Source organism: Alcanivorax profundi, assembly GCF_003597125.1.
Classification (GTDB): Bacteria; Pseudomonadota; Gammaproteobacteria; order Pseudomonadales; family Alcanivoracaceae; genus Alcanivorax; species Alcanivorax profundi.
This window is the reverse complement of record NZ_QYYA01000001.1, coordinates 826,578-839,584: the sequence shown is the minus strand read 5'-3', so window position 1 is coordinate 839,584 and position 13,007 is coordinate 826,578. Positions and strand designations below refer to the sequence as shown.

The following is a 13,007-nucleotide window of genomic DNA, read 5'->3' as shown; positions in this document are numbered from 1 at the left end:
GGACAGGGACTACTGTTCTGCCCTGCGGAATACCGGTTTGTCTGCGGTTGAGTCTGCCTCGCTGTAGCGATAGCCTGCCACATCGAAATTGACCAGCTTGCCCGGGTCCTTGATGCCCTTCTTGAGGATCCAGGCGGCCATCATGCCGCGCGCTTTTTTCGCGTAAAAGCTGATGACCTTGTATTTTCCGTTCTTCTCATCCTGAAAGACCGGCTCCACGATTCGCCCGTTCAACGCTTTCTTGTTGACCGATTTGAAGTACTCGTTGGATGCAAGGTTGACCAGCACATCAGTTTTCTGGGCTTTCATGTCCCGGTTCAGCTGATCGGTAATAATATCGCCCCAGAATGCGTAGAGATCTTTGCCGCGGGCGTTGTCCAGACGTGTTCCCATCTCCAGACGATAGGGCTGCATCAGATCCAGGGGGCGAAGCACGCCGTAGAGACCAGACAGCATCCGAAACGAATCCTGGGCGCGTTCCAGCTGCTTGTCGGTAAAGGTTTCAATCTCAAGCCCCGTGTAGACATCGCCCTTGAAGGCAAATGCCGCCGGACGGGCATTCTTCTTGTTGAACGGACGTTGCCATTGGGCAAAGCGCTCCACATTGAGATGAGCGATTTTGTCACTGACCTTCATCAGGCTTCCCACATCCGCCGGAGAAAGCGCTCTGGCGCGTTCAATCAGCACTTCACTGTCGTCCAGCAAGCGCGGCTGGGTCGTCTTGAGTGCCGGCAACGGACTTTCGTAATCCAGGGTTTTTGCCGGGGAAACCACAATCAGCATGACCTTCTCCTTTACATGTCGCTGTGGGAATTATATGAATCACAGGAACTCAGGTCTGCATTCTGGAGGATAAATGCGCCTATTACTGCTATTTGCCGTGGTTATCGCTGTGATTGTACTGCTTTGGGGCAGCTGGCAATGGGGCCGGCGAGCCTTCTTGATCACTGTGGTAGCAGTGGTTACCGGTTTGAGTGCCCTGCTTTACGGCATGTTCCAGGAAAGCGCCAACGACCAGGTGCTGCTGGCCCCGGAGGGGCTTGAGTTGGCAGTCAGTGATATTCGTGAGTCCGAATCTGGCGTACGACTGAGTGGTAGCTTGACCAACGCCGGTGAACTGGACCTCGCGGCCGTGGATGTGCAGATACAGGCCCTGGCTTGCCCGACCGCGGGTGAGTGCCGGGTGGTGTATCAGGAACAGCAACGTTTGCAGATGTACGTTCCTGCAGGCCGGCAGTACCCGTTTGCGGTGGTCAGCCGGCATCCACCTGACCAGGAAACCGTTGATCGCTGGCAGTTACGGCCAGTTGCACGGCTGGTTTATCCGTCTTCGCGCTGAGCAATACTGGCAAGATGGTGTGAGAATCGTCACAATTCGCGTTCCTGACACCCTGGAGTCTGTATGGCCTCTCTGATCCCGGGCAATCCCACCCCTATCGGTGAACATACCTGGCGCGTATTGGGCCGTAACCCCGGCATGATGACCGGGCCCGGCACCAACAGCTACCTGTATGGGCGTGATGCGCTCACGGTGATTGATCCCGGCCCCGTGGATCAGGAACACCTGAAGGCCTTGCTGGCAGCGGCCCGTGAATTGGGCAAACCCATCAACCAGGTCATCGTGACCCATACCCACCGGGATCATTCCCCCGGTGCCCTCGCCATCGTCGCCGCCACCGGGGCGCGTTGCCTTGGCCCCTTTGTCCCCGATGACGGGTTGCAAGACGAGACCTGGCAAGCGGATCAGGTTTTACGCGAAGGGGATGTGGTCGATTGCGGCGGTGTGGGTTTATCGGTGATTGAGACCCCGGGACACGTGAACAACCATCTGTGCTATCTCACCGATGAAGGGCTATTGTTCACCGGTGATCACCTGATTCAGGGGTCCACCGTGGTCATCGCCCCGCCCTCCGGCTCCATGCAGGCGTATTTTGCGTCTTTGAAAAAACTCATGGGCCGGGGCATCACCCTGATGGCTCCGGGGCACGGCGATGTTATCGCCAACCCCGACGAGTCTTTGGCGCAGACCCTGGCCCATCGCCAGAAGCGCGAAGACAAAGTGTACGACAAGCTTCCCCCCTCCCCGTCTCCACTGGCAGAACTTGTCAAAGCCGTCTACGACGACGTACCGGTCTTTCTCCACGGCGTCGCCCAATTCTCCCTCCACGCCCACCTGATCAAACTGGCCGAAGACGGCAAGGCTCGTGAAACCGAATCCGGGTGGCAAAGAAGCGAGTAACAAGGAAAGAGTGCCTAAGCCCCCAAAGACACGGGGAGTTCTCGCATTGAGTCATAGTCAGTAACGATTCAATCAGCCAGCAGGTGCCGGCCCATGCTCCACAAGGGAGCCCCCTACCATAAAACACCCCCCTGCCGCAGCTGAAACCTTCCATCCCGACCCGCGACGCAATGTTTCCCGCTATTCACTATTCACTGTTAACTATTCACTGCTCTTCACAGCCACCCCTTCCGCTTGAAATACCAATAAGGCGCCATCCCCGAGAGAATCATCAGCCCGATCGCCATGGGATAACCGAAATCGAGCGCGAGCTCGGGCATCACCTGGAAATTCATGCCGTAGATGCTGGCAATCATCGTCGGCGGCAGAAACACCACTGCGGCAATGGAAAAGATCTTGATGATCTGGTTCTGCTGAATGTTGATAAAGCCCTGGGCGGCATCCATCAGGAAGTTGATCTTGTCGAACAGGAAGGTGGTGTGCGACATCAGGGTATCGAGATCATGCTGGATCTCGGCGCAGGTGCGTCGACTCTGCTTGTCGGCACGGACATAACGTTGGATGAATGAAATCGAACGTTGGGTATCCATCAGGCACAAACGGATTTTCCCGTTGGTATCCTCCAGCCGTGCCAGTCGCTCGATGTCCTGATCCAGCTCGCCGTTTTCTTCCTCCAGCACACTGTAGCCAACCTGTTCCAGATCCCGGTGCACGTCTTCAATGGCATCGGCAAGGTTCTCCACCTTTTGGTCGAGGATGCTCAGCAGGATATCCATCGGCTGTTTGACCTTGACCCAGCCCCGGCGAATGCGCAGCCGCAGCAGCCGAAAATCTGCCAGCTTGGTATCCCGAAACGAAAGCAGACGTTCAGCCTGAACGACGAAGGCGACGGTGGAAGTGCGCACCCTCCCCTCGGACTGGAAAAGAAACAGCGAGTGGACATGCAGACCCTGCTCGTCACTGAAATAGCGTGCCGATGACTCGATTTCTTCCATGTCGTCAGAGTCTGGCATTTCATCCTTGAAGAACTGCTGAACCTGGTCCCGCTCGGCCTCATCAGGCTCTTCAAGGTCAATCCAGCTGGCTTCTTCGGCCAGCACGGGCAGCATGTCGTCGGTGGCTTTCTCGCGCAGCACACCGTTCTCAATGCGATAAATTTGCAGCATGATGTCTCCCTGATCATCATCACTGGCAAGACGCCAGCAGCGATATCTAAGATACCATGCGCACCCCTGTCAACGATGCCGATATCAACGTCGAGCCCTATCATCTGGACGAACACGCCCCCTTGTGGCTGTGGCGTGATGCCCTTCAACCCGGGCTCCTCGACGGATTGCTCGAACGGCTGTGTGAACAACTGCCCTGGCGACAACCCACGGTGACGGTTTACGGCAAACGTCACCTGACGCCCAGACTGACAAGCTGGCAGGGCGCTGCCGGAATCCGGTATCGGTATTCGGGGGTTGAAGAAGAAGCCCGGGGCTGGCCGGATTGCCTGGAACCCGTCCTGCGGCAGGTGGAACACCTGACCCGGCATGACTACAACAGTGTGTTATGTAACTGGTACCGTGACGGACAAGACACCATGGGCTATCACAGTGATGACGAACCCGAGCTGGGGCCTGAGCCCTGGATTGCGTCACTGAGTCTCGGCGAGCCCCGAGACTTTGTGTTTCGGCCAAAACCCGCCGGCCGCCAGTGCCTGTCGCTGACTCTGCCCCACAATTCCCTATTGCTGATGAGCCCGGCGGTGCAACACCGTTATCACCACGCCCTGCCTCGCCGCGCACACGCCAACGGCTCGCGGATTAACCTGACATTCAGGTGGATTACCCCCAGAACGCATAGCTGATAAGGATAGCGGCCAGCAGGCCTGCTGCATCGGCAAACAACCCACACCAGAGTGCGTAACGGAAATCCCGGATTCCCACGCTGCCGAAATACACGGCAAGGACATAAAACGTGGTTTCGGTGGAGCCCTGCATCACCGCCGCCATTCTGCCCGCCAGAGAATCAACGCCGTGGGTTTGCATGACATCAATCATGGCCGCTCTGGCACCGGAGCCACTCAACGGCTTCAACAAGGCCACGGGCAAGGCATCCACAAAGCGGGTATCCAGTCCGAGTGCGCCCACCCCGAAACGGATGCCATTGAACAGCAGTTCAAGCACACCACCGGCACGCAGCATGGCAATAGCGGCCAACATGGCCACCAGGTAGGGAATCAGTCGGACCGCCGTGGTGAAGCCATCTTTCGCCCCTTCCACAAACACATCGTAGCTATCCACACGGGTACGCCAGGCGGCGACAAAAAAGCCCAGCAGCACCAACAGTAATATGCCGTTACCCAGCAGGCTTGATAATGTATTGGCCAGTTCCGGCGGAGACTGCCAGACCACCAGCCCAAGCAAGGCCAACAGGCCGATCCAGACGCCTGCAACCCCGAGTAATACCGGATCTCTCAGCGGAATGCGCTGAAGTCTTGCAGTCAGCCAGACACCGGCAAAGGTGGAAATGGTGGTCGCCATTAGCAAGGGAAGGTACACCGCAGCAGGGTCCGCTGCCCCTTGCTGCGCCCTGAACAGCAGCACCGTCACCGGTACCAGCGTGACCGAAGAGGTGTTCAGTACCAGGAACATGATCATGCTGTCACTGGCCACCGCAGGTTGCAGATTGGTCTTTTGGAGTTGCTCCATGGCCTTCAGGCCAAGAGGTGTCGCGGCGTTATCCAGGCCCAGCATGTTAGCGGCGAGATTCATGGAGACCGGTGCGGACGCGGCAGGGTTATGCTCAATCTCTGGCATGAGACGGCGAAATACCGGACTGATTCGGCTGGAAATGTGATCAGCCATTCGGCTCGCCTCCGCCAGACGAAACAAGCCACTCCACAGGGCCAGCACCCCGATCAAACCGAGTGACACATCCACGGCCAGATCTGCCGCCTGCCACAGGGCATTGACAAGGCGCCCCGGCGCCTCCATATCTCCTGAAATGAGCTGAATCACCGCCCCGGCGATACCCGTTAGGAAAAACAGGCTAAAGAGTCTGTGCAAACCTTCCCCCGTGCGCTAGGGTCTGTGTATAAATGTATGAAAATTAGTGTGTTGGCGACTTTTTATACATCGAAGTCTGGTATCGTCAAGGTCCGGCTCCGCAGTACAGCAACGGTCTGTTGCGGAAAAGTCATCAAACCACGGATTCACCGTTGAGAAAACGCATGGTTCAATTCCGCAAGCTGTTCCCCCTCGCACTGGCCGTTTTGTTACTGGGTGGTGCGCTTCAATCGGTAGGCGCTCTACGCAACGACCCCGCACCGGTCGAGGGTAAGTTGAAGCCCACCGATGAGCAGATTGATGCTGCCGAAGAAATCGCCGACAAACTCAAATACCATTACCGGCGTCTCGACTTCAATGATGCCCTGTCGAGCAAGGTATTTGATCAATATCTAAAGGATCTCGACCCGAATCGGCTGTACTTGATTCAATCGGATATCGACGAATTCGAGAAATACCGAAGTGACCTCGACGATCAGCTTCGTAAAGGCGAACTGGAAGCCGGGTATACCATTTTCAACCGCTTTCAGAGTCGCCTCGAATCCCGCCTTGAAGGGATGTTGGCGATGGTCGACAACGACCTTGATGGTCTGGATTTTGATGGCAAGGACGAAGTGCGGGTAAGCCGTGAAGATGCACCTTGGGCCAAAGATATGGCAGCCCTGGATGATATCTGGCTGCGACAGTTCAAGAATGCCGTGCTTTCCATGCGCCTTAACGAAGCAGAAGACGAGGACATCAAGACTCGCCTGACCCGTCGCTATGAAAGCCAGCTCAAGCGTATTCGTCAGAACACGCCGGAAGATGTCTTCCAGGTCTACATGAATGCACTGACCCAGACCTTTGATCCCCATACTACGTATTTCACCCCGCATAACTCAGAGAACTTCGATATCAGCATGAGCCGCTCCCTCGAGGGCATTGGTGCCGTGCTGCAATACGAAGATGGCTATACCAAGGTGGTCCGTCTGGTGCCGGCCGGCCCTGCCGCCAAGAGTGGCCAGCTCAAGCCTGCCGACCGCATTGTGGGTGTGGGCCAGGAAGACGAAGAGCCCACCCCCGTGATTGGCCTGCGCCTGGATGAAGTGGTCGATCAGATTCGTGGTCCCAAGGGCACCAAGGTCAATCTGGAAATTATCCCGGCGGGCAGTGCCAGCGAGCACGATACCCGCGTCATCAGCATTGTCCGCAACAAGGTGGTGCTGGAAGAGCAAGCAGCCAAGAAGGACATCATCACCATCGAGCGTGATGGCGAAACGCACAAACTCGGTGTGATCGAAATTCCCGCGTTCTACCTGGATTTTGCGGCCTTCCACCGTGGCGACCCGGATTACACCAGTACCACCAGCGACGTCGCCAAACTGCTGGTCGAGCTACGCAAGGAAAACATCGATGGCTTGGTGATCGACCTGCGCAACAACGGTGGTGGCTCGCTGCTGGAAGTCAACAAGCTGGTGAGCCTGTTCATCAACCGCGGACCGACCGTACAGGTGCGTGAATCCAGTGGTCGCGTCAGCGTCGAAGCCGACAAATTCCCGGGGGTATTGTACGCCGGCCCCATGGCGGTCATGGTCAATCGCTACAGTGCCTCAGCCTCGGAAATTTTCGCTGGTGCCATGCAGGATTACGGTCGTGCCCTGATTGTCGGTGATCAGACCTATGGCAAGGGCACGGTACAAACGCTGCTGGACCTGAATCACGGCAAGCTGAAGATGACCAATGCCAAGTTCTACCGGGTGTCCGGTTCCAGCAACCAGAACCTGGGCATCGTGCCGGATGTGGATATGCCGTCGCTGGTCGACAAGAAAGAGGTCGGCGAGAGCTCCCTGCCAAATGCCCTGCCCTGGGATGAAATCAGCTCTGCCAAATACCAGCGTGTCAGTGACATGGTGCCCTACCTGCCGATGTTGCGTGAGCGTCATGTCGAGCGTACCGAACAGGATCCCGAGTTCGTTTATGTGTTGTCCCTGCGGGCATTGCTGGACAAGAACCGCAACCGCGAGACCCTGTCACTGAACATGGAACAGCGGACCAGCCAGCAACACGCCTTTGACGCTGAGCGACTGGCCATCGAAAACCGTCGCAGGGATTCCCGTGGCGAAGATCCGCTGGATAGCATCAAGGCCCTGCGTGACCTCGAAGAACAGCGAGCACTGGACCCGGAGAGCCACGATGAAGCCATCGATGATGACCCCTACGTCCGTGAAACCGGTGAAATTCTTGTCGACTTGATGGACTTGATTCGTGACAAACAGGTCGCTCGCAAGGGGTGACTCAGGCGCTTGCCGACCACCTGTAGCAATAAAAAAAGCGGCTTATAGCCGCTTTTTTTATTGCTGTTTCAACCCATCAACTCAAGCAAGCGCCTTAAAGCCCCAACGAGCGGGATTGCCACCCAGTCCTGCCTGCAGGGTACGACGGCCCAGGGTGTGATTAAAGCCTTCCACTGCCCGTTTTGCCGGGTCTGGCAGCATGCGCATACCAAAACTGGCTGCCCGAATCGCCGTTTTCACCACACGTACCGCTGTGCCTGCGGAAACCGAGCTGTAAATGTTCAGGTCATCGGCGACCTTGTCTCCAATCAGGTAACGACTGAATGCCAGCAACACATCATAGGACAGATTGAACGGTGCCTTGTTGGACATGTCTTTCAGCAAGGCCTTGGCCAGTGATTCACTATCCGGTGTCGGATCGTAAAGGTGAGAGGTCAGCTGCAGCGCCATGATCTCTTGCTCCTCCAGCGTAGTAGTGAGCAAGGACTCATCGACACCAAGCAAATAACCGGCGTAGCGCCAGAAGTAATGCATGGATTCATGCTCGCGACGGCTGATATTGACACCCAGTCGCTTCAGGCCCCGAACCACCATGAAATCGAACTCAAGGATGGTGCCCGCCATGTCTTCCTGGTTGATGGGCATGTCGTACTTTTCCACATCCCAACGGGGGTTATTGCGGAGAAACTGCCGAACCGCCGCGTGCAGAAGACGCACTTCCATCAGGGTCCGGTGCCCCAGTCCACCGGGGCGCAGCCCGTCATCCCCGACAATATTGTGCAGCATCTGGCCCGTCTCATAGATGCGACGCGATACGTCTTTCTGCAGTCGTCCGGTTGCAACCAGGACTTGAGAGGGTTTGTTATGCGCATAGCCTTCTACCAGGCTTGAACACATCAGTACCAGTCCCTGGAGCGCGCCGTTGCGGCGGTACATGCGCCGACCGAGCTCCATCTCCTCGAAATCTACCCAGTGGGGCACCGCATGGCAGTGGTCCAGAAACGCCTGAAAATCGCCGCCTTCGCTGGCAGCACGCCGCTCCACTTCCTCCAGAAGCCCGGAGGGCCGGGTAAACTTGATCTGGGCGGCACAACGATCCGCTAAAGGATCCTGTATCTGACGCCAGCGATCCAGATTCTTGTGGGAATACCGGTCCCACCACACACGTTCCTGGGGATTCTGCGGGCCGCGCTGGAAGCGGGCCAATTCCTGAGGCGTAGCCATGGATACCTCTCGTCTTTATTGTTTTGAGAACTCATGAGTTCTGACTCTACGGTAAAATGGCTAGCCCAGACGGTCAATACACTAATTGCGCGTTTCTGTTACCCCACCCAGAAGCGTATTGATCAACCATTGTGGCGCATCAAGAGGCAAATCGTGACCGGCTTGAGGGTGAGCACGCAGGGGTAACTGCCAGGCCTCCGCCATCCGCCGAGAACAGCTCGGGTGCACCAGCCTGTCACCTTCCCCGCTTATCAGGATGACTGGGACAGTGTCTGGCAAGGCAGCGGGTGCCTGAAAACGCATAGCGGCCAGTAACTGGCGTAAGCTGTTACGCAATGAGACAGGCTGCAGCCTCGCATACTCCGCCCAGCGCTCCGCCAGCTGGTGTAACCATGCCGTGTCTCTAAGGTTTGAGGTGATTTCCAAAATAGCCTTTTCTTTTCGCACCCGGTTTCGGCTGATGATGCCTTCACGGATCAGTCGGGCGTAATTTCCCGGACGCAGACGTCGCCAAAAGGGACTGAAACGGCTGGAAGAGGTATTAATCAAGGCCGCAAAAGCCACTTCGTGGGGTGCCTGACTTAGCCATTGGACGGCGGTCATCGCCCCCAGCGACAGTGCGACCAGGTAGAAAGGGCCGCTTTCACCCTGGTTCGCCAGCTGCTCTCGTGCATGGGCAACCATGGCAGCAATTCTTGTCGGGCTATCTTCACGATAGAACACGCCGTTACCGGGCAAATCCACACAAATCACCCGGTCACTCGGCACTGCTGCCTGAAATTGGGCCGGAAAATCCTCCCAATGCCTTTGCTCCCTGACTAATCCCCTCAGCAAAACCCAGGTTCTCGCCATAATGCTGCTTTCCTTACGCTCAATGTTTTGCACCGGTATCCGCTGTCATGTGCCCTACCCGCGCGGAGGTTACTCAATGGAACCATTTCCTTTTCCGGATCAACGGTTTGGACAATGACCCGTGTCAGATTACCCGCTAGAATGCCACCGGCAAGCAGGATGGCAAATGGAGTTTCCCAGTCGATGACACGTAAAACAGTAAAACGGGTAAAAACAGGCTCTGTAGAGCGGCGCTTTTCCATGGCAAAGGCCGGCTTCATGGCGGGTGCCAAATATGCAACGGCCAGTGCCGGCACCTTTTTTACCAGCAAGGACAAGCGTGAAGAACGTCGCAAGGAGATTCTGTCTGCCCGTGCCCAGGAACTGGTAGAGGAATTGGGCAAGCTCAAGGGGTCAGTGGTCAAGATTGGGCAAATGATGGCCCTGTTCGGCGAGCACTTTCTCCCTGAAGAAGTCACCACCGCCCTGCACACGCTTGAAAACCAGACCACGGCGCTGGAATGGTCGGCCATTGAAAAGCACCTCCAGCGACAGCTCGGGGAGGTCAAGCTGGCAGAACTGGAGGTCGAAACCACCCCGCTTGGTGCCGCCTCCCTAGCCCAGGTACACAAGGCTATCCGAAAGTCTGACGGCAAGGAGCTGGTCCTCAAGATCCAGTATCCCGGTGTTGCCGATGCCATTGATTCCGACATGCGTGCGTTGGTCCGTCTGCTGAAAATGAGCCGACTTGTTCCTATCACGGAACAGTTCAACATGTGGCTCAATGAGGTAAAGGAAATGCTGCGCCGTGAGGTCGACTACGATCTTGAGGCCCACACCACCCGCCATTTCCGCCAGGCCCTTGCCGATGATGCCCGTTTTGTGGTTCCGGAAATTGTCCCGGAATATTCCAGCCACAACATCATGTGCATGACCTTCGAGCACGGTATCGGCGTGAATGATCCTGCAGTACTGGAGTTATCCCAGACACGGCGAAACTTTATCGGCCGGGCCATCATGGAGCTGTGCTGCCGGGAGGTGTTCGAATGGAACAAAATGCAAACGGACCCGAATTTCGGCAACTATTTACTACGGATCGGTGAGGCCCCGGAAAAAGACCAGATTGTACTTCTGGATTTCGGTGCCATCCGGGATTTCGATAATGACGTCCTTGGTCCAGGTCGTGAGATGATCCGTGCCTCCTACTACCACGATACCGAAAGGCTTATCCGTGCGCTGAGTGCGCTGGATTTTCTTGCCAGAGGTACGCCACGCCGCATTCTCGACGATTTCGCGGCCATGTGTTTCGAGGCCATTGAAGTACTTCAGGACCCGGAAAAATTCCCTCCGCCTGCGGATCTACTCAACGAGAATCTCGAGTACCGCTGGGGGGAAAGCAACTTGCCCGGGCGCATCATGAACAAGGCCGGACGTAACGCCCTATCCGTCCATTTTGATGTTCCACCCAAAGAATTCATCTTTCTTTTCAGAAAGTTACTAGGTGCCTACACCTTTTTGCATGTCATCAATGCTGAAGTCCGCGGCAACACCATCCTTGAGCCTTTCATTCATATGCAGGAAGACAGCGACCTGCTCCTGGTTGATCAAAAAACCATCACTCCAGGAGATTGAGAAGCGAATGTTGTTGCCCCGGGGGATGGCCCGCGGTAACTAACCCTTTCAATCACTTATTGGTGCGATAACCATTTGTCATTTGCCAAGCTGGTAGACGCACAATAAGGTTAGCACCCTGCTGAGGGCCTGTGTCCGGCGCGAGCACCCTGTGCTCGAACCCGCCAGCCCTCATTTTACGCGGCTTTCAGGGGATTGGGTTGCCACCTTCTCTATCCTGATTTGCCGATTATTTGCGAACCACAGACGGGGGTAACGCAGGTGATTATCGGTGTTCCCAAAGAAATCTGCCCTGGCGAGCAGCGCGTAGCCATTACGCCTGCCAATGTCAGCGCTTTGCTGAAGAAACAAGGTGTCGAGATCATCATTGAGCGCGGCGCCGGCGAACTCGCCGGCTATCCGGATAGTGCTTTTGAAACTGCCGGAGCCAAACTGGTTGATCGCGACGAGGTATTCAGTGCTTCCCAGGTTGTTCTGCAAGTGCAGACCCCTGGTAGCAACACTCAGAACGGTGCAGAAGACCTCAATAAGTTGAAGGAAGGCCAGACCCTGATCGGGATGACTGATCCGCTGGCTAACCCGCAATTCGCGCAGTCTCTGGCCGAGAAAAAAATCTCAGGCCTGGCGCTGGAGCTGGTACCGCGGATTACCCGCGCCCAGGCCATGGACGTACTCTCCTCCATGGCCATGGTTGCCGGCTACAAGTGTGTACTGCTGGCTGCCACCGAATCCCAGCGTATGTTCCCCATGAACATGACCGCGGCAGGCACGCTTAACGCCTCGCGCGTGTTTGTGATGGGTGCCGGGGTTGCGGGCCTGCAAGCCTGTGCGACGGCAAAGCGTCTTGGCGCCATTGTGGAAGCCTACGACGTTCGCCCCGCTGCCCGTGAGCAGATTCTCTCCGTTGGCGCCAAGCCGGTGGAGCTGGATCTCGATACCGGCGAAGCAGAAGGGACCGGCGGCTACGCCAAAGCCCAGGGTGAAGACTTCCTCAAGCGTCAGCGTGAGCTGATGACTGAAGTCATCAAGGAAATGGACGTGGTGATCACCACTGCCGCGGTACCTGGCGCCAAAAGCCCGATCCTGGTGACCGAGGACATGGTGAAGGCCATGAAGCCGGGCGCGATCATCGTCGATCTGGCTGCCGAGCGTGGTGGTAACTGTGAAGTGACCGAGTCTGGCAAGACCGTGGTTAAACACGGTGTGACCATTGTCGGCCCTGAAAATGTGCCCTCCTCTGTGGCTTTCCATGCCAGCCAGATGTTTGGCAAGAACATGGAAAACCTCCTCAACCTGCTGCTCGACGACAATGGCGACCTGCAGCTGGACTTCGAAGACGAGATCGTTGTCGAAACCGTGATCAGTCACGATGGCGACGTGCCCCAGGCCCGTCTGCGTGACCTGCTCGGCCTGCCTTCGCTGGCCAAGCCGGAAGCCCCGGCTGAAGAAGCCGCCGCAGACAGCAAGGAGGAAAAATAATGGATTTCGTAGCTCAACTGACTCTGTTCGTGCTGGCGATCTTCCTCGGTGTGGAGCTGATCACCAAGGTTCCGCCTACCCTGCACACTCCGCTGATGTCTGGCTCCAACGCCATTTCCGGCATCACTGTGGTGGGTGCATTGATCGCTGCTGGTTCTGATGCCGGCATGCTCATCAATGTACTGGGGTTTGCTGCGGTGGTACTGGCTACCATCAACGTGATTGGCGGCTTTATGGTCACCAATCGAATGCTGGCGATGTTCAAGAGGAAGTAAT

The 13,007-nt window shown here is 56.5% G+C and carries 12 protein-coding genes; 7 read left to right on the top strand and 5 right to left on the bottom strand.

The features are described 5' to 3' along the window. Positions 1–9: 9 nt before the first annotated feature. The gene (gene yaaA / locus D4A39_RS03945; protein WP_022984120.1) at positions 10–783 is read right to left on the bottom strand and encodes a peroxide stress protein YaaA; all 774 of its coding nucleotides are present in this window, start codon (positions 781–783) and stop codon (positions 10–12) included. A gap of 73 nt (positions 784–856) precedes the next feature. On the opposite strand from yaaA, the gene D4A39_RS03940 reads away from it, so the two are divergent. Beyond that, the gene (locus tag D4A39_RS03940; RefSeq protein ID WP_022984119.1) at positions 857–1,339 is read left to right on the top strand and encodes a hypothetical protein; all 483 of its coding nucleotides are present in this window, start codon (positions 857–859) and stop codon (positions 1,337–1,339) included. 63 nt (positions 1,340–1,402) lie between these two features. After that, positions 1,403–2,239, top strand: a complete 837-nt coding sequence (locus tag D4A39_RS03935) for an MBL fold metallo-hydrolase (protein ID WP_102792081.1) — start codon at positions 1,403–1,405, stop codon at positions 2,237–2,239. Positions 2,240–2,454: 215 nt separating this feature from the next. Here the strand turns inward: D4A39_RS03935 and corA are convergent, their stop codons facing one another. Next, a complete protein-coding gene (gene corA, locus D4A39_RS03930) occupies positions 2,455–3,405 on the bottom strand; it encodes a magnesium/cobalt transporter CorA (protein ID WP_022984117.1) in 951 nt (316 codons plus the stop codon). 56 nt (positions 3,406–3,461) lie between these two features. Here corA and D4A39_RS03925 point away from each other — a divergent pair, with 56 nt between their 5' ends. Further along, positions 3,462–4,091: an alpha-ketoglutarate-dependent dioxygenase AlkB family protein gene (locus D4A39_RS03925; protein ID WP_119917524.1), complete on the top strand. Its 630-nt coding sequence runs from the start codon at positions 3,462–3,464 to the stop codon at positions 4,089–4,091. Here the strand turns inward: D4A39_RS03925 and D4A39_RS03920 are convergent. Further along, the gene (locus D4A39_RS03920) at positions 4,069–5,292 is read right to left on the bottom strand and encodes a nucleoside recognition domain-containing protein (RefSeq protein WP_031225890.1); all 1,224 of its coding nucleotides are present in this window, start codon (positions 5,290–5,292) and stop codon (positions 4,069–4,071) included. The genes D4A39_RS03925 and D4A39_RS03920 overlap by 23 nt on opposite strands. A gap of 152 nt (positions 5,293–5,444) precedes the next feature. Between D4A39_RS03920 and D4A39_RS03915 the strand changes: the two genes are divergently transcribed. After that, positions 5,445–7,565, top strand: coding sequence for a carboxy terminal-processing peptidase (locus D4A39_RS03915; RefSeq protein WP_306461022.1), 2,121 nt, complete (start codon positions 5,445–5,447; stop codon positions 7,563–7,565). 81 nt (positions 7,566–7,646) lie between these two features. On the opposite strand, the gene D4A39_RS03910 is transcribed toward D4A39_RS03915, so the two are convergent. Further along, positions 7,647–8,789: an oxygenase MpaB family protein gene (locus D4A39_RS03910; protein WP_022984113.1), complete on the bottom strand. Its 1,143-nt coding sequence runs from the start codon at positions 8,787–8,789 to the stop codon at positions 7,647–7,649. 81 nt (positions 8,790–8,870) lie between these two features. After that, positions 8,871–9,641, bottom strand: a complete 771-nt coding sequence (locus D4A39_RS03905) for an alpha/beta fold hydrolase (RefSeq protein WP_119917522.1) — start codon at positions 9,639–9,641, stop codon at positions 8,871–8,873. 183 nt (positions 9,642–9,824) lie between these two features. On the opposite strand from D4A39_RS03905, the gene D4A39_RS03900 reads away from it, so the two are divergent. The 3 genes from D4A39_RS03900 (at position 9,825) to D4A39_RS03890 (ending at position 13,006) form a co-directional block, all read left to right on the top strand. Further along, a complete protein-coding gene (locus D4A39_RS03900) occupies positions 9,825–11,252 on the top strand; it encodes an ABC1 kinase family protein (protein ID WP_199699417.1) in 1,428 nt (475 codons plus the stop codon). Between the two features lie 261 nt (positions 11,253–11,513). Then, positions 11,514–12,731, top strand: coding sequence for a Re/Si-specific NAD(P)(+) transhydrogenase subunit alpha (locus D4A39_RS03895; RefSeq protein WP_022984110.1), 1,218 nt, complete (start codon positions 11,514–11,516; stop codon positions 12,729–12,731). Next, positions 12,731–13,006, top strand: coding sequence for an NAD(P) transhydrogenase subunit alpha part 2 (locus D4A39_RS03890; RefSeq protein WP_022984109.1), 276 nt, complete (start codon positions 12,731–12,733; stop codon positions 13,004–13,006). The genes D4A39_RS03895 and D4A39_RS03890 overlap by 1 nt, the downstream gene beginning before the upstream one ends. Position 13,007: the final 1 nt, after the last annotated feature.